Origin of the sequence: Polynucleobacter sp. VK25, from assembly GCF_018687355.1 — a bacterium.
GTDB lineage: Bacteria > Pseudomonadota > Gammaproteobacteria > Burkholderiales > Burkholderiaceae > Polynucleobacter.
Window position 1 is genome coordinate 306,671 of sequence record NZ_CP061288.1, and the last position, 18,547, is coordinate 325,217.

Genomic DNA, 18,547 nt, shown 5'->3' on the forward strand with positions numbered 1-18,547 from the left:
ATAATACAATGACTTCATGCATTTGCATACTTTGATTTTTTTGCTTCTCAAAAATACGGTTGCAACATGAATTTATAAAGGCGCTGTTTGTATGAATGTTTCGGAATCTAATTCAATTAATTGGGGCATTGTAGGCGTAGGCGCTATATCAAAAAAATTTGTTAAAAATTTTTCACTTTTAAAGAATTGTTCAATCACATCCATCTGCTCTAGAAGCATCGAAAAGGCTAATGCATTTGCAAATGAATTTGGGTTAGATTATGCCTATGGGTCGCCCATGGAAATGATTTTGTCTTCGGGCATTGATGCGGTTTATATTGCAACCCCTATTTCAACTCATTTTGAGATTGCAAAGTTATTTCTTAGGCACGGAATCTCTGTATTGGTAGAAAAGCCGATAGTGGTTAATGTTGATCAATTAGATATTTTGTATGAAATTGCAAATAACAATAAAGCATATATTCTTGATGGTATGTGGACTTTATATAATAGAAATATACAAAAAATATCTGACAAAAATTTCATCCAAAAATTTGGTCGTCTACAACACATGGAATCTACGCTGGCATTCAACAATACAATAGTTGCTAATGAGTTGTTTGAGTCCAAGGAGTATGGCGGCGCCTTGGCTGATTTGGGTGTTTATCAAATTTACATTGCCTCTTTATTTTCACGCCTGGATATTGCTCATACAGCCTGCAGTTTTATTAAGAATTCTTCGAGTGTAGATCTAACCTACAACATTGTATTGTTAGGAGATAATATTTCCGCTCGATTAAGTGGTTCGATTGTTGCGCCTGAACATAGTTTTTTCAAAGTAATTTCTGATGAATATGAAATTTTAATACCCCATCCAATTTTTAATCCAAAAATTATTATTTTTCTACCTAAAAATAGGCTTTCTATTAAAAAAAATATTTTTTGTTTTTTTCTTTCTCTTGAAAGTGTTTTTAATTATCTTTTGCAGTTGGCTGGTGATAAACTACTTTCAAAAAAATATAATCCACTTCACTATCAAGTATTGGATATTAATGATTTAATTTCAGGAAAAAAATTGCAGCCATTGATATCATATAATTTTACTAGGCGCGCTATTCAAACTTTGGAAGATGCTATAAAAGTTCGAAATTAGCCCAATTTTTTATTATTATCAAATTTTTAGAGACTATTACAACTTTTTTGAGCCTTCTTCTGGGCCTGGAGGATCTGTTATGAATAAATTAGATCGTAAAAAATTTGATGAAGAGGGATTTTTGGTATTAGAGTCTGTATTTTCTCTGGAGGAGTGCAAAAAACTTCAGCGAGAAATTGAAGCTCATATAGCCACTGGTTTAATGCCATTAACAAAAAAAGATGCCCATCAAGAGTTGATCACCCACAACTCTATTCTCAAGGTTTGTGATGAATTAATGGGTGGTGTTGGCTTTAGGTTTCACCATCTTCATTCTGCACGCCATGAAGAGGGAATGAAATCTATGGGTTGGCATCATGATTATGAGCTTGCGGATCAACCCCGCAAACATCTAATGCTTCATTTTTTAATTTATTTGAGTGGATTAAATGGTGAAATTGGCGAATTATTGGTTGTACCAGGATCGCATCGGATGCTTGTAAAAAGCCGTCAGTTCTTTAAAAAGGATTTTGATTTTTTTGAGGGCTATAAGGTGATAGATAAATTAGCGCCGGGATCTTTGGTTGTCATAAATTCTGCAACCATTCATTCTCGTCGAGCACGATCGGGTGGAGGAAATAGCCCCCGTTATTTTATAGATCTTTCTTATTGTCAAGAAACCACAAAATGGCCAAGATATTGCGGAAGAAATGATTGGGGCAATGTGCTTGCAAATTTATCACTCTGGGCAAAAGACGATCGCGCTCGCTTAATTGTCCGTGATGATTGTTACTTTACGCCATTGAATAACTATTTCTATAGTAGATTACGAAACATAATGATTCCTAAAATTTCAAAAATTCGAAAGAATTTCAAGGCATTTTTTGCATAAAAATTGCCCAGTCTTGTAATGCAAGCTTGCTAAAAATATAAATTGGAAAAATATCTCAGGCCTATTGGTCCTTCGCATGCATATTCTTATGTTAAGAGATTTTGCGACGTTATTTTCTCTGCGTCTCTACTGCTTTTACTTTCCCCAGTTATTATTATAATTTCTGTAATTAGTTTTTTTAAACTAGGGCGCCCCATCCTTTTCTTCTCAACAAGGGTTGGCCAAAAAAATGGTTTTTTTTTCATGCCCAAGTTTCGCACTATGGATAAAGGTGCTCCTATAGTTGCTACACATCTTTTGGAGGGAGTCGATCATATAATCACACCATTTGGTTCATTTTTGCGAAGAACTAGCCTGGACGAGCTACCTCAGCTCTGGAGTATATTAGTCGGAGAAATGTCGGTTGTGGGTCCAAGACCTGCGCTATTTAATCAAATTGATCTTATTGAATTGCGCACCAAGAATAATGTTCATTTGTTGAAGCCCGGCTTGACCGGCTGGGCCCAGGTAAATGGAAGAGATAACCTATCCATTCATGATAAGGTCGAGTTTGAGGTTGAATACCTAAATAAAATATCTTTTATCCTTGACTGTAAGATCATTATTCTTACTGCTATAAAGGTATTATTTCAAAGCGATGTTGTTCACTAATAAAAGCCTTTTAAATAATCCCGCATGGTTTCATATATCCTAGACACTCTGGTATTCTAAGTATCCCAATTAATGTAGTATCAACGTACATTGCTGCAATTATTTACTACAGAAAAATACTTTTTACTTTTGGGTCTAAATTAACAGTGGTTTTATATTTTTCTTGTATTGATATTTGCATCAATTATCACATCATAGCCAATTTATATTAATGTCCTTTTGGCTTGAGTTGCTGGAGTTTTAGAAAATACTGAGAAAAGTCTCCAATGGGGGATTGTGACTGAGTCCTTACTGCAATTTATAAGGCTACGGCTGTTTAAAGCTTTTTGGGGTTGAGGGAGCAAGTATTGCCCTATCGAATAAATAGGTGCAGTTATAATTCTTATATGGTGAACAGTGTTAAAAACAATGTAAATATGCCTTCCAATCAAAAATTTGGCTTGTTGTTTAGCGCTATCTTTTTTGGATCTTCTATCTATTTTCAGTGGAAAAACTATTCCTGGTTGGTGATTTGCTTACTATTTTTAGCCATTCTTTTTCTATTATTTACTATCTGCGCACCCATCATATTGGCGCCACTTAATCGAGCTTGGTTTGCCTTAAGTTTATTTTTAGGAAAATTAATTAGTCCTATGGCCTTAAGTATAATTTTTTTTGTTTTGATTGTGCCTGTTGCCTTGGTAACTCGTTTGTTTGGTAGGGATGAATTATTGCTAAAAAAACGCCAATCTATGAGTTATTGGATTAATAAACCACCAATCAAGCCGGATTCATTTAAAAATCAATTTTAAGGATTAATTTTGAGCTTTCTAAAAGAGCTGTGGGCATTTTTGAGTTACCGAAAAAAGCTTTGGCTGTTACCCATCATCGTTGTTATGGTGGTACTTGGTGCTTTGTTAGTTTTTGCCCAAGGTTCAGTTTTGGCTCCATTCATTTATACGCTCTTTTAATTGGCTATCTGTGTATATCTTAGGAATTTCGGCTTACTATCACGATTCAGCGGCTTGCTTAGTTTGCGATGGTGGGATAGTGGCTGCAGCACAAGAAGAGCGCTTTACTCGCAAAAAACATGACTCAGCGTTTCCCGATAGAGCCATCTCTTATTGCTTAAAAGAGGCTGGTATTTTGCCTCATCAGGTCGATTACATTGTGTTTTACGATAAACCTTTTTTAAAGTTTGAGCGATTGCTAGAGACTTATCTTGCTTTTGCGCCAAATGGTTTAAGGAGCTTCATTACTTCTATGCCCATATGGTTGAAAGATAAACTCTTTCAAAAAAGCGTGATCACGGATGCTCTAAAAGATTTGTGGGGGAAAGACATTAAGTGGGGTGAGCGCCTACTTTTTTCTGAGCATCATTTAAGTCATGCAGCCAGCGCTTTTTTCCCTTCTCCCTTTGAGTCCGCAGCTGTTCTCACAATGGATGGTGTGGGCGAGTGGACAACAACTTCTCTTGCGGTTGGGTGTGGCAACAAGCTGGAAGTGATCAAAGAAATCCATTTTCCGCATTCACTTGGATTGCTATATTCAGCCATTACTTATTACACAGGCTTTAAGGTTAATTCAGGGGAATACAAGGTAATGGGTTTGGCGCCTTACGGCAAACCCATTTATGCCGAGCTGATAAAGAAACATCTGATTGACATCAAGGGTGACGGCTCATTTGCTTTAAATATGAGCTATTTCAATTATTGCACTGGCTTAACCATGACCAACAAAAAGTTTGATAGCCTATTTGGTGGCCCTCCAAGACTGCCTGAATCTGAGTTGACGCAACGGGAGATGGATCTCGCTGCTTCTGTCCAGGCGGTTACTGAGGAGATAGTGATCAAGCTTGCTAGAGGAATTGCTAAATCTACAGGTCAAAAAAATCTGTGCTTGGCAGGCGGTGTAGCGTTGAATTGTGTGGCCAATGGCAAGCTCCTTCGCGAAAATCTCTTTGACGATATCTGGATTCAACCTGCAGCTGGTGATGCTGGTGGTGCTGTGGGCGCTGCACTAGGCGCTTACTACATTATGTTGAAGCAGCCTCGAGAAATTAATTCAGATTCTTTGGATGGGATGAAAGGTTCTTACTTGGGACCCGAGTTTAGTCAGGCAGAGATTGAAGCGGAGTTGAAAGAGGGCGGTGCAGTTTTTACTAGTTATGGGCCAGATGAGTTGGTGTCAAGAGCGGCCCAAGCTTTAGCTGATGGTAAAGCTATTGGCTGGATGAATGGCCGTATGGAATTTGGCCCTCGTTCATTGGGCGGTAGGAGTATTTTAGCTGACCCAAGATCTGCCACAATGCAAAGATTGCTCAACCTTAAGGTCAAATATCGCGAATCATTTAGACCGTTTGCACCGAGCGTCTTGCGTGAAGATGTCTCCGAGTGGTTTGATCTTGATGCGGATAGCCCTTATATGTTAATGGTTGCGGATGTAGCTAAATCCAAGCGGCGCGTCATGTCATCTGAGGAAGAGGCATTATTTGGCATTGAAAAGCTTAATATCTTGCGCTCAGATGTTCCTTCAGTAACCCATGTGGATTATTCGGCTAGAGTACAGACGGTTCACGAGCAAACTAATCCTCGCTATTACTATCTCATTAAACGCTTTAAAGAGTTAACTGGTTGCCCTGTATTGGTGAATACCTCTTTTAATATTCGAGGTGAACCTATTGTTTGCTCACCAAGCGATGCCTTTAGATGTTTTATGGGCACTGAGCTCGATATCTTGGTGGTGGGAAATGCATTTCTAGAAAAATCAAAGCAATCGCAGTCATTAAACTTTGATTACAAGGTCAGTTATGGGCTGGATTAAAGTTGCAAGGAAAATCCTATTTGCAAATTTTCTTGTGCTTATTATTTGCTTGGAATTGCTGCAATAACCCCCCCCTTCATCTGGTTGTCAGTCAATTTAAAACAGTTTATGTAGAACCCCTTTAAATTCGTGAAAATTCTACTCTTGAGGTCGGTTGACCTATAGGTGGATTATCCCCCTTATTTGACTATGTAATTTATAATAAATTGTGCCAATTAATGCAACTAAACAATCACTCTTAAACTTGCCTCGCTCAGTTAAGCGGAGCTTGGTGATGTTTTGCGATATTCTGAATTGCGGATTCAGTGTTTGGTTAGCATTTGGACTGCGCCTGGATCAATGGGGTCATTTTCAAAGTAGCCAATGGATGGTATTCATTGCCACAATCGGAATTTCTTTGCCTCTTTTTCTCTCTTTTGGCTTATATCGAGCAATTTTTAGGTATGTTGGTTCAACTGCGTTCTCTTCCATGGTGCACGTTTTCATTATCTATTCAGGTTTATTTTTCTGTGTTTTTACACTTCTTGGTGTGGATGATGTACCTCGATCAATTGGCGTGATTCAGCCTATCCTATTATTTATTGGAATTGGTGCTAGTCGATATTTTGTGCGTTATTGGTTAGGCAACATTAATAATGTTCAAAAAGCATTTCACAGGGCGCAGCCTATTGCACTAATTTACGGCGCTGGTTCAGCAGGTCGTCAGCTCGCAATTGGCTTATCTAGCAACAAGGAAATGTTAGTTAAAGGTTTTATTGACGATGATCCACGCTTACAGGGCAGCACTATTAATGGGATTGCAGTGCATTCCAATGCTGATTTGCAAGATCTTGCGCATCGACTTGATATTACGGATGTACTATTGGCCATTCCTTCTGCCAGTCAGATGCGAAGAAGTGAAATTATAGCCTCATTAAATGGGTGCGGAGTACGCGTTAGGACCTTGCCGGGTTTGATAGATTTGGCTGCTGGACGTGTCAGGATATCGGACTTGCATGATTTGGATATGAATGACTTGCTCGGAAGAGCGGTAGTTCCGCCGGATATAGGACTATTAGAGAAGAATATTCGCAATCAAGTTGTTTTGGTGACTGGTGCTGGCGGCTCTATTGGTAGTGAGCTATGTCGCCAGATTATTAAATTCTCTCCTAAATCATTAATTCTGATTGATAGTAGTGAGCACTCTCTCTATTTGGTTTATGAAGAACTAAAGAGAGCCCTTAGCGGATTCGAAGATGACCTTTCGGCTGCGGATGGCGCTGATCAAGCTTCTTCGCCTCATTTGGGTTTGCCGGTGAAGCTGGTGCCCTGCTTGGCTTCAGTACGCGATGCTGATCTTTTGCTGAAGATTTTTGGGGCTCATCGACCAGCTACGGTCTTTCATGCTGCCGCATATAAACACGTTCCATTGGTAGAGCAAAATCCTGGCGAAGGCATTCGCAATAATGTTTTTGGAACCTTTACTTGCGCCCAGACAAGTTTAGAGTGTGGCGTAAGTAATTTTATTTTGGTAAGTACCGATAAGGCTGTTAGACCAACTAATGTCATGGGCGCTAGTAAGCGCATTGCCGAACTTGTTTTGCAGGCAATGGCTGATATTGCGAATAAGAGTAACCACTCAACCAATTTTTCAATGGTGCGATTTGGTAATGTACTGGGTTCATCAGGGTCAGTAGCTCCGCTCTTTAGCGCGCAAATTGCAGCTGGCGGCCCCATTACCCTAACGCATTCTGAGGTGACACGTTATTTCATGACTATTCCTGAAGCGGCACAGTTAGTGATTCAGGCGAGCGCAATGGCTGTTGGCGGAGATGTCTTTGTATTAGATATGGGCGAGCCAGTGCGTATTTATGATTTGGCTGCCAAGATGGTTTATTTATCGGGCTTACTGGTGAAAGATGAAGATCACCCTCACGGTGATATTGAGATTAAGGTTACTGGATTACGCCCAGGAGAAAAACTCTACGAGGAGCTGTTGATTGGTGAAAATCCACAGCCAACGGATCACCCGAAAATTATGAAGGCGCATGAAGAGTTTTTGTCTTGGGATGATTTGCAGCAAGAGCTTGAAAAGCTTAATTTGGCATTAGACGCAGGGGATACTAATTTAATTAGAGGCCTGCTCAAAAAATTGGTACCTGGATACCTGCCCAATGGTGATGGAGTAAATTGAAATAAGAAAGTGATTTTCTAAACTATACATACTCTATTAAAGCTGCATTATTACTTTATGAATTTGATGATTTTCTAAAATAGTTAGGGTATAAAATTTCTTTCTGGCCCCACGAAGTTTTATAAATACACTGGCAGTCTGAGTGCACTAAAAGGTTTTTGTATTCATTGCCGAAAGACTAGCGACTCCAAGGCCCCAGAATATTTGAGGTATTACCCCTAAAGCTAGGGCATAGTTGGAGTAGTAGCAATCGACGTCATAAAAGTACCTTACGCTTTGATGCGATAGTTGGCAAACCTTTTTTCTGAAAGCCCCCTATTGTTTCTGACGATGATCTTGCTTGAGTCTAGATGGCCAAGAGTAGATAACAATGGCTAAAGCAAAGACTCAGATTTAGAGGTGATGCATCAAAAACGCTGCATTGGAAATTACTCCCAAATCTTAAGCTTGACCTGGAGTGATATTGCGCCATGCACGCGATCACCAATGGTTGGGATTACAAAGACGTTTGCTCCGACCCAATCACCTTCCCAAGTCAGTGCTGGCAGGGCTGCGGCAAACCAGCCGCCATTATTAGTGTTGGGATAACCATTAAAGCCACCAATCACTGCGCCAATTTTGATGGGGCCAATGGCGATAGGTTGGTAGTACATTCCGGCGTAATTGGAGTAAGCGCGATCGCTGTTATAAAAGCGTCCTGCTGTTAGTGAGGCAACGGTATTAAAGCGATATTCAAGTCCTGCACCCCAATTGCCATTATTGAAATTCTTGTCTTGATCAAAGTGTTGAGACACCATGCCCGCATTAACCCACAGCTGGCTTTTTGTTTGAGGCTTAATAATTTGAATCAGGTCGCTTGTATTGCTTGTGTCATTTCTATTGTTTGATTCGCTTGCTACGCTTACATTGCATCCCATGACACTGAGTGTGACTAATGCGAGAAATTCAAGCGCACATCTCTTAAGCGATAAATAGCTTTTTTTGAACGCCATGAAGATTATTTCTTGGAGTTATCAGATTTACTACTGCTTTTATCTTTATTTTTATTGAGCTTAAAGTTCAACTTCTGCCCTTGATATAGCAGGGTGGCAGTTTCATCGCCAATGCTCTGCAGGCTAAGCCCTTTACCTATTGTTTCGCCTACGCTAATTGCATTAGTGGGCTTGCCATCAATCTCAAATATGGCAAAGCCATCGAGAGTGCCATCAGGATTTTTTGAGGTAATAACAACACCACATAGGTAGATATTCTCTGTAGCCAATGGCTTGCTGCCAAAAAGTGCATAAGCGCTGTTTGCATCTTGATTGCTATACAGAGCCATCCCTTTAGAAATCCCATTTGCTGGCTGAGCAGGTATTCCTGGTAATTGAGCAATTCTCATGAGCCAGAAGGTGGTCGAGAGCGCGCATGCCAACATCAAGCCGTAGGTTAACCCCTTGCTGACAAATGATGGTGTTGGCACGCCTAGCGGCATGCTGAGTGCCTTCTGAATGCGCTCTTGATTTCCTGGGAGCGCAGATGAGTTTGCATCTGACTTTGAGCACGCCATGAAGCTTTGCTGAAGGGCTTGTTTAGAGCCCTTCATAGAGTACTTCAGTCTGTCCTGTATTCGTTTGATAAATCCGCTCAAAGTGACAAAATACCTATAGAATTTAATTCAGTTTAAATCATTGAAAGCGCCACTAAATGTCTCAGTTTATTGCTCAGTGCATTGCTCGCTTTATATCCAACGCCAAGTCTACATTTTTAGATCCAAAACTAGCTATGCAAACCTCAAGTTTGGCTAAATCAGTCAATCGAGCACGTAGGGATGCTGGGTTTACCTTAATTGAGATTATGGTGGTGATTGCCATCATTGGTATCTTGGCAACTCTGATTGTTCCCAAGATCATGGGGCGCCCTGATGAAGCCCGTGCAACTGCAGCTAAGCATGATGTAGGTACCCTGGTGCAGGCATTTAAGCTCTACCGCCTCGATATCGGTCGCTATCCAACTACAGAGCAAGGTATCAAAGCTTTGGTAGAAAAACCGACTTCAGAGCCAGTCCCACAAAACTGGAAAACTGGCGGCTACTTAGATACCGTTCCAAAAGATCCATGGGGCAATCCATATCAATACGCCAATCCAGGCACTCGTAGCGAAATCGATGTCTTTAGTTATGGTGCTGATGGTAAACCTGGCGGAACTGGAAATGATGCCGATATCGGTAGCTGGCAGTAAATCTTTTTTAGCTTCTACTCGTAAAAAAGTAGTTACCCTTTTGCATTCGCAAGGAAAGTCTGCTGAGTCTGGTTTTACCTTAATCGAATTACTGGTTGCGATAGCCATCATGGCAGTGATCTTGGCTGTCGCGGTATTGGCAATTCCGAATCATGAGGATCGTTACTGGCGTGACAACCTCGATCAGTTAGTGTCCTCACTCAACCTCGCCCAAGAAGAAAGTGCCATGTCTGGCACGCCGATGATTGCGCAAATTGATTCTGCTGGCTGGCGCTTTTTTATTCCTAATAGCTCGAGTGCTAATGGTGCTGCTGCAATGGGTCAGTCAGGTAGTGCGCCTGGTGCGACCGCTAGCCCAATCATTAACGGCAATTCTGGCCTATTGCCCGATGTGTACCGAGCCCAGTCTTGGTATAAGCCTGTCGATATGGCGCCAATACAGCTAACACTCGGTGGCGAGCAAGTAGCGCAAGTATTACAAATTCCTATTAAGCAATTCAATGCTCAAGGGAGCAGTCAGTCATCTGCGCAAGCGAATTCTCAAGCCATATTGATACGCAATAGTAATGGTCGATTTAGTTGGATGAAGCCATGAAATTTTCTCCCAAGAAAATACTTAGTCTGCTTAGACTACTTAGTTTGAGAGTCGCTATTTGTAAGTCTTCAATTCAGAAGCCTTCAATGCAGAAGCCTTCAATTCCAAATGGTTTTGCTCTGATAGAAGTTATCGCACCAACCGATTACCCAACAAACCGCTTGGCATGAGGGAACAGACTTCCCAGCAGCTTATCGCACACCTATTTTGGCTACGGCTGAAGGGGTAGTAATCCGCGCAGCCTGGGATCAAGAGTATGGCTATGTAGTGGATGTGCAGCATAAGAATGCAGTAGTGACTAGATACGCCCACGCACAAGAGATCTTGGTAAAGCAGGGTGATTACGTCAAACAATCCCAAGCCATTGCTAAAGTGGGATCAACCGGAAGATCAACCGGCCCTCACTTGCACTATGAGGTCTTAAGGGATGGTGTTAGCTTAGGTAAAAATTGATCTTCATGGGTTAACTGCATGTTAAATAGTTTTGTTTTTCCTATTCCGCTTTTACGGAACGAGACTTAGGAACAAATATTCCAAAAAGATGATGATGTGAACTATTCCTTGCAATAGGGTAGTTCTACCAATGGCGAGAGTCAGTGCCCCAATAAAGAATGACAAATACATTAGCGTCATATTGAGATCGCTAATACCTAGGCTGAGCGGAAGATTAAAGAAGATTGCAATTGCTGCAACTGTGGGAATGGTGAGTCCAATACTGGCGAGAGCAGAGCCTAGGGCTAAGTTCAAGCTACTTTGCAGGCGATTAGCCTTGGCGGCTCTTACAGCTGCAAACCCCTCAGGCATTAGCACCAATAAAGCAATGGCAATACCCACAATCGTTTTAGGAGCGCCAGCAGCGGCAACACCTCTCTCAATTGCAGGACTTAATAACTCTGCAAGACCTACTACGGTGATGAGAGATAGCAAAAGTAATACAGCGCTAAAAGCTGTCTTGGCATTACTGGGCTTGTGCGCATGAAAATTGATATCGGTTTTCTTATCCTCTGTTTTAGGTAGGTAATAGTCACGATGACTGACTGTTTGGAAGAAGAGAAATGCGATATAGAGTGCAAATGAAGCAATACCCGCAAAAGCCAGCTGGCTCTTAGTGAAGTCAGGGCCTGGCGTGCTGATAGTCACAATCGGCATCACTAAAATAAAGGTTGCCAAGGCGGTAAGCACTGCCAGTGCGGAGTTGGTACCCTCATTTCTGAACGTCATTTCATGATGGGTGAGACCGCCTACAAAGATGCAAAGACCAATGACGCCGTTTATCACAATCATGACGGTTGCGAAGACCGCATCACGGGCAATAAACTCTGATCCTTCATGCCCTGTCAGCATCATCGATATGATGAGTGACACTTCAATAATCGTGACGCTAATAGACAGTACCAAAGTGCCATAAGGCTCACCCGTTTTGTGGGCAATCACTTCAGCGTGATGAACAGCTGATAGAACGGCACCAATCAGGGTGACACTCATTAGGGCAATAAACCAAGTTTGGCTTAATAGGGCAGTCATAGATGCAATCTAGAAAATAAGGTTAAGCTAGCAGGTGAAATCACCCTAAAACGATTAATTATTAATTACTGAGAGTTTATAGCCATCCATGAAAGCCATTATCTTATTTGGGCACGGAGCAAGAGATAGCCGTTGGCGTGAGCCATTTGATCGCTTAGCTGTATTGTGGCGAGAGCAGCAGCCCAAGACCCCAGTAGAGCTGGCTTTTTTAGAGATGATGCAACCTTCTTTAGAGGAGGCAGTGATCAGCTTAAGCGCGCAGGGGGCGAATGAAATTACTGTAGTGCCGGTTTTCTTTGGGCAAGGTGGTCACCTGCGCAATGATTTTCCAGTGTTGCTGGAGGAGTGTCGTAGTAAGTTTCCCAACATGACATTAAGCGCTACGCCTGCCGTTGGCGAGGACTTGGCCGTCTTGCAAGCCATTGTTGATTTTGGAAGACAAAAAATAGGGCTGTAATCATTAGCCACACTTCTAATACAGGTATGTAATATAATTACATACCTGTATTAGAATAGCGCATGACCAAAAAAACCAGGCCGAAGCTTGAATCCTTGATTGAACGAGAAACATTTAAGTTGAAAGCGAGTAGCGGTGGTGGTGTTTTGAGTTTTGAAGTTTGGGGCCATGTAAGCGAGGGTAAAACGGTAGTGACTCGCTATAACCTGGCGTATATCAATCGGTTGATTTGCCAAAAAGATAATGGAAGAGTGCTCGGATTTGATAATGCTCATGACTATCACCACAAGCATTACATGGGTAAGGTAACTCCAGTAACTTTTGTAAGTTATGAAAAAACATTAGAACGTTTTGAAAAAGAGTGGCAAGAAATTATCAAGGAAGTGAAAAAGGATAAGAAATGACAAAGATGATTATTCGTACCGATACGGTTGAAGGTTTCTTTGATCGCGCTAAAAAAGCTGCTCAAAAAAGTGATCGTAAAGAATCAATTAAGAGGTCGGCTACCTTTTCGTTTGAAGACCCACAAGAGATGTTTATGGTGCTCTCGGAGGCTCGTAGACGTCTAATGATGGAGGTAATGAATGAGCCTAAAACTATTACGCAATTAAGTCATAAATTGCACCGTGATCGCTCTGCTATCAACAAAGATATTGGCCTCTTAGAGAAGATCGGCCTTTTGGTGTCACAAAAGATTAGTAACCCAGGCCATGGTATCGAAAAGATGGTGCAAACAGTTGCACCCAAGATTGAAATGATTGCAACTTTAGGATAATTCTTTTAGCCTGCTTTCTGCAGGCGCTCGTCAATTTTTTCCTGAGAAGTATCTGTTGAGGCTAGCCTGCTAGGGGCTCTCAAAGCCTCGCCGATCATGATGAGTGCAGGCGAGCTACCGTCAAACCACTGATCCGCTTTGCCAGCTGCCAACTCTTTTAGAGTACTTGTCCATAAGCGCTCACGTGAAGTACTCACGGCTTCTAATATTTGTACAGGTGTATTGCCATGTTGATTGGGGCTTTGTGCAATCAATTGCTGTGCAATAAGAGCCGCATCTTTACGGCCCATGTAATACACCAGAGTATCGGCAGAAGGGTTGGAGATTGGTTGTCCTGGGGTAAGGTTCTCGGCACCCTGAGCTAAGGTAACAAACGCCACACTACGGGAAACCCCACGTAATGTCAGTGACTGCTGAATGCTTGCTGCGCCAGCGAGAGCCGCTGTAATTCCGGGAACTACCTCAACTTCAATACCAGCATCTTTAAGAGCCTGAATTTCTTCATCGGCACGACCAAAGAGCATGGGATCGCCACCTTTAAGGCGAACAATTACTGAATGTTTCTTGGCTGCATCAACTAAGCGCTTATTAATGAACTGCTGCGCTGAAGACAGCTTGCCACATCGCTTACCCACTTCTACCTGAATAGCCTGTGGGCAGAGTGTCAGCATCTCTGGGTCAACCAAGGCATCAAAGAACACGATATTGGCTTGCCCCAATAGCTTGGCGCCACGTACGGTAATTAAATCAACCGCACCTGGGCCAGCACCAACCAAATACACTTTTCCGAGCGTATTGTTTGCGTTAGTAGGCGTTGTAGTCATGATATTCAGATTAAGCACTTAAGGAAGTGCGTGTAGTTCTGAGTCCACGCCAGCTATTTTGTGTAGTCACGCTATACAAATCAAATTGCTTTAAGGCGACATCGAGCTTTTGATCAGGGCGCAAAGCAAAGCTATCAAAGCCAACGCGAGCGCCTTGGAGGAGTTGATCAATCAACACATCGCCAATTGCGCGGATCTCACCTTGCCATTGAAAGCGATCACGCAATAACGCTGCAGTACTAAAGCTACGACCATCTCTAAAAATAGGAAAGTGAGCGGCGACTAAAGGCCAAACCTTTTTACCTGCTTCAATCACATCGGCATGCTTGAGGATGTCATCATCGGTAGCAAACCACACACCAATCTGACCATTAGTCGCTTTGGAGGCTATATCTGCTTCATGATGGTGTTCTAGCCACCAGGTAAACGGCACTAATACTTTGTGGGCGCCATGCTCAAGATCCGGGAGGCCTCCTTCATCTTGGCTGCCACCCCAGACTTGCCATTCATTAGGAGCTAGAGCAGGTTTGCCATCTTTTGGAAAATGCAAAATTTCTGCATGAGAGGTGATATTGAGCTGGCTCATGCTGCACCTCCGTCAATAGCCTTCTCTTTTTTCTTGGCGTTTTCATTTTTATCTTTATAGGCAGCTTCTTTGAATGGAGTAACTCCTAAGCGGCGATAAGCCTCAATAAAAGATTCATCTTCAGTGCGCTGGGCGACGAAGGTATTAATGACATTGGTGATGACATCCGGGATTTCATCGGCATAGAAAGACGGGCCAATGACTTTGCCGATAGCTGCATCGTTACCTTGCTCGCCGCCTAAAGTGATTTGATACCACTCTTCTCCATCTTTATCGACACCGAGCACGCCAATATTGCCAACGTGGTGGTGGCCACAAGAATTAATACAGCCTGAGATATTGAGGCTGATGTCACCTAAATCAAATAAGTAATCCAAGTCATCAAAGCGCTCTTGAATCGCTTTCGCAATTGGGAGCGATTTGGCATTAGCCAGTGAGCAGAAATCCCCGCCTGGGCAGGCGATGATATCGGTGAGTAAGCCTACGTTAGGTAGAGCTACCTTTTGCTTTTTCGCTTCTTGCCACAATTCAAGTAACTTGGCTTGCTCAACATCAGCAAGAACTAAGTTCTGTTCATGCGTAGCCCGCAATTCACCGAAACTGTATTGATCAGCTAAATCTGCAATCGCATACATTTGCGCTGTCGTTGCATCACCAGGGGCAACGGTGCCATGGGGCTTAAGTGACAGAATCACGCTGGCATAACCAGGCACTTGATGTGGTTTGACATTGCGCTCTAACCAACGTGCAAACGCCGCTTGCTCTGCTTCAGTAGCGGCATTAATAATTTGTTCATTACTTAGTGCAGGCAATGTTTTGTATGCCGGCTTTGTGAAATGCTTAGCAACACGATCCCACTCCGCCTGAGTAAAGTTGTCGTTACCATTTTTAATATGAGCCCACTCACCTTCAACTTGGCGTGCGAATTCTTCAGGACCTAAGGCTTTGACTAAAATCTTGATGCGAGCCTTGTAGAGATTGTCTCTTCTTCCAAAGCGGTTATAAACGCGCAGAAGGGCAGTGAGGTAGCTAGGCAATACATTCCAAGGAAGCCCTTGTTTAATCAGGGAGCCGAGGATGGGGGTGCGACCCATGCCGCCACCAGCATAGATATCGGCAGTGAGTTCACCGGCAGCATTTTTCTTGAGCTCAATGCCAACATCATGACAAAGTAAAACGGTGCGATCTTCTTTTGCGCCATTCACAGCAAATTTAAATTTGCGCGGCAAGTGTGCAAACTCTGGATGCAAAGTTGACCATTGACGGAGTAATTCACAAACAGGACGTGTGTCGACATATTCATCGCCAGCGACACCTGCAAATGCATCGCTCGTAATATTGCGAATACAGTTGCCTGAAGTTTGGATGGCATGCATTTCTACTTTAGCAAGCTCAGCCAAAATATCCGGCGTGTCTTCCAGTGTTACCCAGTTGTATTGAATGTTCTGGCGTGTAGTGAAGTGGCCATAACCGCGGTCATATTTTTCGGAGATGAGTGCCATAGTGCGCAATTGCGCTGCACTGAATAAACCATAGGGAATAGCAACGCGTAGCATGTAGGCGTGGCGTTGGTGATAGAGACCATTTTGTAACCGGAGGGGGCGAAATTCTTCTTCAGCTAGGCTGCCATTCAAACGTCGGGCAACTTGATCGCGGAATTGGGCAACCCGTTGATCTACAAGGGTTTGGTCGATGGCGTCGTATTTATACATAGCCATGGATTGTCATGTATTTTGATTATTCCTTCAAATACTGAAAAATCGATTCTATATATCAAAATTTATATAAAAGAACCAAAAATTCACTCATTTTCTGAAAACTCTGCTTCAATAGCCTTAGAGGGACCTTGATTCCCCAGATTTGCCATATATAAAACGATAAAAGTGGAGACAGTATGAAAACAATGCAGGCAACCAGCCTTATTGCTGGTTTATTGGTCAGTGCAAGCCTATTTGCAGCTAATACATCAAAAGCCCCCTTACCTCTGAGCGCGACCCCTGGACAGGGATTTAGCCAAGAAGGCCTTAAAAGAATTGATGCCTTTTTTGCCGATCAGATCGCTGGCAACAATATGGCCGGCGCTGTTTTGGCGGTCTCTAAAAATGGCAAGTTAACTATTTTTAAGCCTTATGGATACTTAGATAAGGCAAACAACAAGCCCATGACTACGGATGCTATTTTTAATCTGGCATCCATGACTAAGGTAATGGCATCGGTAAGCGCCCTTACTTTTTATGAGCAAGGCAAACTTCCATTAAATGCACCCATTTCTAATTGGCTGCCGCAATTTAAAGATATGAAAGTCGGTCAAGTAGATGCCGATGGAAAGCTCAATCTAGTGCCGGCAAAAAATCCAATTACCATCCAAGACCTAATGCGCCATACCAATGGTCTAACTTACGGTGGTCGTGGTGCTACACCAGTGCACAAGATGTACCCCGCAGGCTCAGCGCCAGCAGCAGTGCAATACACGGCGCAAGAATTTATTGATAAGTTAGCTAGCGCACCATTGCTTTATGAGCCAGGCACTGCTTGGGATTATGGTTTTGGTCTAGATGTACTCGGAATTATTGAGGAAAAAATTGCTGGCAAGCCTTTGGGCGCAGTAATGCAAGAACGTATTTGGAATAAGGTCGGTATGCCTAATACGACCTTTGAGCTTGCAGAAAAAGATCGCGCTCGTTTGGCGCAACCACTCCCGATTGATCCATTAACTGGCAAGCCGCAGAAAGTGGATATTCATACGCAAAAGGTGAAGTTTGATTGTGGTGGCTCATGTGCCTATTCCACTGCTGGTGATTACATTCGCTTTGGTCAGATGTTGCTCAATGGTGGAAGCTTAGATGGTAAGCGCGTCCTTGGTCCGCAAACCGTTGCCTTCATGACATCAAATCACCTCAATAAAGATATTAAAAATAATGTCGGTGGTACTGAGCCGGGTCGTGTGGGTTATGGCTTTGGTCTGGGCGTTGCGGTTCGTACTGATAGAGGTTTATCTGCTATCAACGGCAACGTTGGGGACTTTACTTGGAACGGCGCATACGGAACCATCTTCTGGGCTGATCCAAAAGAACAGATGGTTGTTGTGATGATGGGTGTTGCGCCGGGAGAAATTCGTAAGGTGCATCGCGAACAACTCAATGCGGTAATTTATGGAGCTTTAGAGAAGTAATTCATCTCACACTGATGAACAAAAAAGCCCCGATAGTTCGGGGCTTTTTCTATGGCACAACAGATAAGTGATAAATATTCTATTTGACAGATTCTGTTATACGGAATAAAATACATTATGATCCGCTCATTCTCTTGTGAACTTACTAAAGATTTATTTGAAAGCAAGGCTGCAAGAAAGTTTGTGAATATAGAGAGAGTGGCGCGAAGAAAATTGCTGCAATTAAACGCAGTTGTTAATTTGTTGGATTTGCGTATCCCGCCTGGCAATATGCTGGAGGCATTAAATGGTAGGCGCAAAGGTCAACACAGTATTCGCATTAATGGCCAGTGGCGTGTTTGTTTTGCTTGGCGAGAAGACGGGGCATATAACGTAGAAATTGTGGATTACCACTGAGGATATGATGATGACAAAATTACTTGATGAAATTCATCCCGGTGAAATATTGTTAGAAGACTTTATGAAGCCAATGGGTATAACAGCGAGACAATTAGCTGCTGATATAGATGTCTCCCCTAGTCGCATTAGTGAAATTGTGAATGGCGCACGACCCATTACTGCAGATACCGCCTTGCGTCTAGGCCTTTTCTTTTCGATGGAGCCGAGATTTTGGTTGAATTTGCAATCAGAATATGACATGCGAATTGCAAAAAGGACTCTACAGAAGGATATGGAATCCAGAATTCGAATCTTTCAGATGGCCGCATAAACCAGCCACATAATTAAAAAGCCCCGACAGTTCGGGGCTTTTTATTTGGATGTTTG

At 42.5% G+C, this 18,547-nt stretch carries 22 protein-coding genes; 16 read left to right on the forward strand and 6 right to left on the reverse strand.

What is annotated here, in order from left to right; genetic code table 11:
* Nucleotides 1-91 precede the first annotated feature (91 nt).
* From AOC21_RS01685 to AOC21_RS01710, 7 genes are all read left to right on the forward strand, one after another.
* The gene (locus tag AOC21_RS01685) at nt 92-1,132 is read left to right on the forward strand and encodes a Gfo/Idh/MocA family protein (protein WP_215392099.1); all 1,041 of its coding nucleotides are present in this window, start codon (nt 92-94) and stop codon (nt 1,130-1,132) included.
* Between the two features lie 79 nt (nt 1,133-1,211).
* Nucleotides 1,212-2,003: a phytanoyl-CoA dioxygenase family protein gene (locus tag AOC21_RS01690; protein ID WP_215392100.1), complete on the forward strand. Its 792-nt coding sequence runs from the start codon at nt 1,212-1,214 to the stop codon at nt 2,001-2,003.
* Nucleotides 2,004-2,045: 42 nt separating this feature from the next.
* Nucleotides 2,046-2,654: a sugar transferase gene (locus AOC21_RS01695; RefSeq protein ID WP_251371538.1), complete on the forward strand. Its 609-nt coding sequence runs from the start codon at nt 2,046-2,048 to the stop codon at nt 2,652-2,654.
* A 416-nt stretch (nt 2,655-3,070) separates the two neighbouring features.
* A complete protein-coding gene (locus AOC21_RS01700; RefSeq protein ID WP_215392101.1) occupies nt 3,071-3,445 on the forward strand; it encodes an SxtJ family membrane protein in 375 nt (124 codons plus the stop codon).
* A gap of 9 nt (nt 3,446-3,454) precedes the next feature.
* A complete protein-coding gene (locus AOC21_RS10110) occupies nt 3,455-3,604 on the forward strand; it encodes a DUF5989 family protein (RefSeq protein ID WP_256437821.1) in 150 nt (49 codons plus the stop codon).
* A 10-nt stretch (nt 3,605-3,614) separates the two neighbouring features.
* A complete protein-coding gene (locus AOC21_RS01705) occupies nt 3,615-5,456 on the forward strand; it encodes a carbamoyltransferase (protein ID WP_251371539.1) in 1,842 nt (613 codons plus the stop codon).
* 397 nt (nt 5,457-5,853) lie between these two features.
* A complete protein-coding gene (locus tag AOC21_RS01710; RefSeq protein WP_371817793.1) occupies nt 5,854-7,629 on the forward strand; it encodes a polysaccharide biosynthesis protein in 1,776 nt (591 codons plus the stop codon).
* Between the two features lie 428 nt (nt 7,630-8,057).
* Here AOC21_RS01710 and AOC21_RS01715 read toward each other — a convergent pair whose 3' ends face one another.
* Nucleotides 8,058-8,621 (reverse strand): hypothetical protein, encoded by a 564-nt coding sequence (locus AOC21_RS01715; protein ID WP_251371540.1) that lies wholly within the window; start codon nt 8,619-8,621, stop codon nt 8,058-8,060.
* Nucleotides 8,622-8,626: 5 nt separating this feature from the next.
* Nucleotides 8,627-9,214 carry a hypothetical protein gene (locus AOC21_RS01720; RefSeq protein ID WP_215392102.1) on the reverse strand — a complete coding sequence of 196 codons (588 nt, stop codon included), beginning with the start codon at nt 9,212-9,214 and terminating at the stop codon, nt 8,627-8,629.
* 179 nt (nt 9,215-9,393) lie between these two features.
* Between AOC21_RS01720 and gspG the strand changes: the two genes are divergently transcribed.
* The 3 genes from gspG to AOC21_RS01735 all read left to right on the forward strand — a co-directional run bounded on the left by gspG (nt 9,394) and on the right by AOC21_RS01735 (nt 10,897).
* A complete protein-coding gene (gene gspG / locus AOC21_RS01725) occupies nt 9,394-9,849 on the forward strand; it encodes a type II secretion system major pseudopilin GspG (protein WP_215392713.1) in 456 nt (151 codons plus the stop codon).
* Nucleotides 9,821-10,444, forward strand: coding sequence for a prepilin-type N-terminal cleavage/methylation domain-containing protein (locus tag AOC21_RS01730; RefSeq protein WP_215392103.1), 624 nt, complete (start codon nt 9,821-9,823; stop codon nt 10,442-10,444). The genes gspG and AOC21_RS01730 overlap by 29 nt, the downstream gene beginning before the upstream one ends.
* A gap of 144 nt (nt 10,445-10,588) precedes the next feature.
* Nucleotides 10,589-10,897: a M23 family metallopeptidase gene (locus AOC21_RS01735; RefSeq protein WP_215392714.1), complete on the forward strand. Its 309-nt coding sequence runs from the start codon at nt 10,589-10,591 to the stop codon at nt 10,895-10,897.
* 51 nt (nt 10,898-10,948) lie between these two features.
* On the opposite strand, the gene AOC21_RS01740 is transcribed toward AOC21_RS01735, so the two are convergent.
* Nucleotides 10,949-11,968 (reverse strand): calcium:proton antiporter, encoded by a 1,020-nt coding sequence (locus AOC21_RS01740; protein ID WP_251371542.1) that lies wholly within the window; start codon nt 11,966-11,968, stop codon nt 10,949-10,951.
* Between the two features lie 88 nt (nt 11,969-12,056).
* Here AOC21_RS01740 and AOC21_RS01745 point away from each other — a divergent pair, with 88 nt between their 5' ends.
* The 3 genes from AOC21_RS01745 to AOC21_RS01755 all read left to right on the forward strand — a co-directional run bounded on the left by AOC21_RS01745 (nt 12,057) and on the right by AOC21_RS01755 (nt 13,200).
* A complete protein-coding gene (locus AOC21_RS01745) occupies nt 12,057-12,425 on the forward strand; it encodes a sirohydrochlorin chelatase (protein ID WP_215392104.1) in 369 nt (122 codons plus the stop codon).
* A 62-nt stretch (nt 12,426-12,487) separates the two neighbouring features.
* The gene (locus tag AOC21_RS01750; RefSeq protein ID WP_215392105.1) at nt 12,488-12,829 is read left to right on the forward strand and encodes a DUF6516 family protein; all 342 of its coding nucleotides are present in this window, start codon (nt 12,488-12,490) and stop codon (nt 12,827-12,829) included.
* Nucleotides 12,826-13,200 carry a hypothetical protein gene (locus AOC21_RS01755; RefSeq protein WP_215392106.1) on the forward strand — a complete coding sequence of 125 codons (375 nt, stop codon included), beginning with the start codon at nt 12,826-12,828 and terminating at the stop codon, nt 13,198-13,200. The genes AOC21_RS01750 and AOC21_RS01755 overlap by 4 nt, the downstream gene beginning before the upstream one ends.
* 5 nt (nt 13,201-13,205) lie before the next feature.
* Here AOC21_RS01755 and cobA read toward each other — a convergent pair whose 3' ends face one another.
* From cobA to AOC21_RS01770, 3 genes are read right to left on the reverse strand one after another with little or no spacing between them, the layout of a single operon-like run.
* Nucleotides 13,206-14,024, reverse strand: a complete 819-nt coding sequence (gene cobA, locus AOC21_RS01760; RefSeq protein ID WP_215392107.1) for a uroporphyrinogen-III C-methyltransferase — start codon at nt 14,022-14,024, stop codon at nt 13,206-13,208.
* Nucleotides 14,025-14,034: 10 nt separating this feature from the next.
* On the reverse strand, nt 14,035-14,610 hold the full coding sequence (locus tag AOC21_RS01765) for a DUF934 domain-containing protein (protein WP_215392108.1): 576 nt from the start codon (nt 14,608-14,610) through the stop codon (nt 14,035-14,037).
* The gene (locus AOC21_RS01770) at nt 14,607-16,322 is read right to left on the reverse strand and encodes a nitrite/sulfite reductase (protein ID WP_215392716.1); all 1,716 of its coding nucleotides are present in this window, start codon (nt 16,320-16,322) and stop codon (nt 14,607-14,609) included. Before AOC21_RS01770 ends, AOC21_RS01765 begins: the two co-directional genes overlap by 4 nt.
* Before the next feature lie 182 nt (nt 16,323-16,504).
* Between AOC21_RS01770 and AOC21_RS01775 the strand changes: the two genes are divergently transcribed.
* From AOC21_RS01775 to AOC21_RS01785, 3 genes are all read left to right on the forward strand, one after another.
* Nucleotides 16,505-17,782 (forward strand): serine hydrolase, encoded by a 1,278-nt coding sequence (locus AOC21_RS01775; protein WP_215392109.1) that lies wholly within the window; start codon nt 16,505-16,507, stop codon nt 17,780-17,782.
* Between the two features lie 117 nt (nt 17,783-17,899).
* The gene (locus AOC21_RS01780; RefSeq protein WP_215392110.1) at nt 17,900-18,178 is read left to right on the forward strand and encodes a type II toxin-antitoxin system RelE/ParE family toxin; all 279 of its coding nucleotides are present in this window, start codon (nt 17,900-17,902) and stop codon (nt 18,176-18,178) included.
* Between the two features lie 10 nt (nt 18,179-18,188).
* Nucleotides 18,189-18,491 (forward strand): HigA family addiction module antitoxin, encoded by a 303-nt coding sequence (locus tag AOC21_RS01785; protein ID WP_215392111.1) that lies wholly within the window; start codon nt 18,189-18,191, stop codon nt 18,489-18,491.
* The last annotated feature ends 56 nt before the right edge of the window (nt 18,492-18,547 follow it).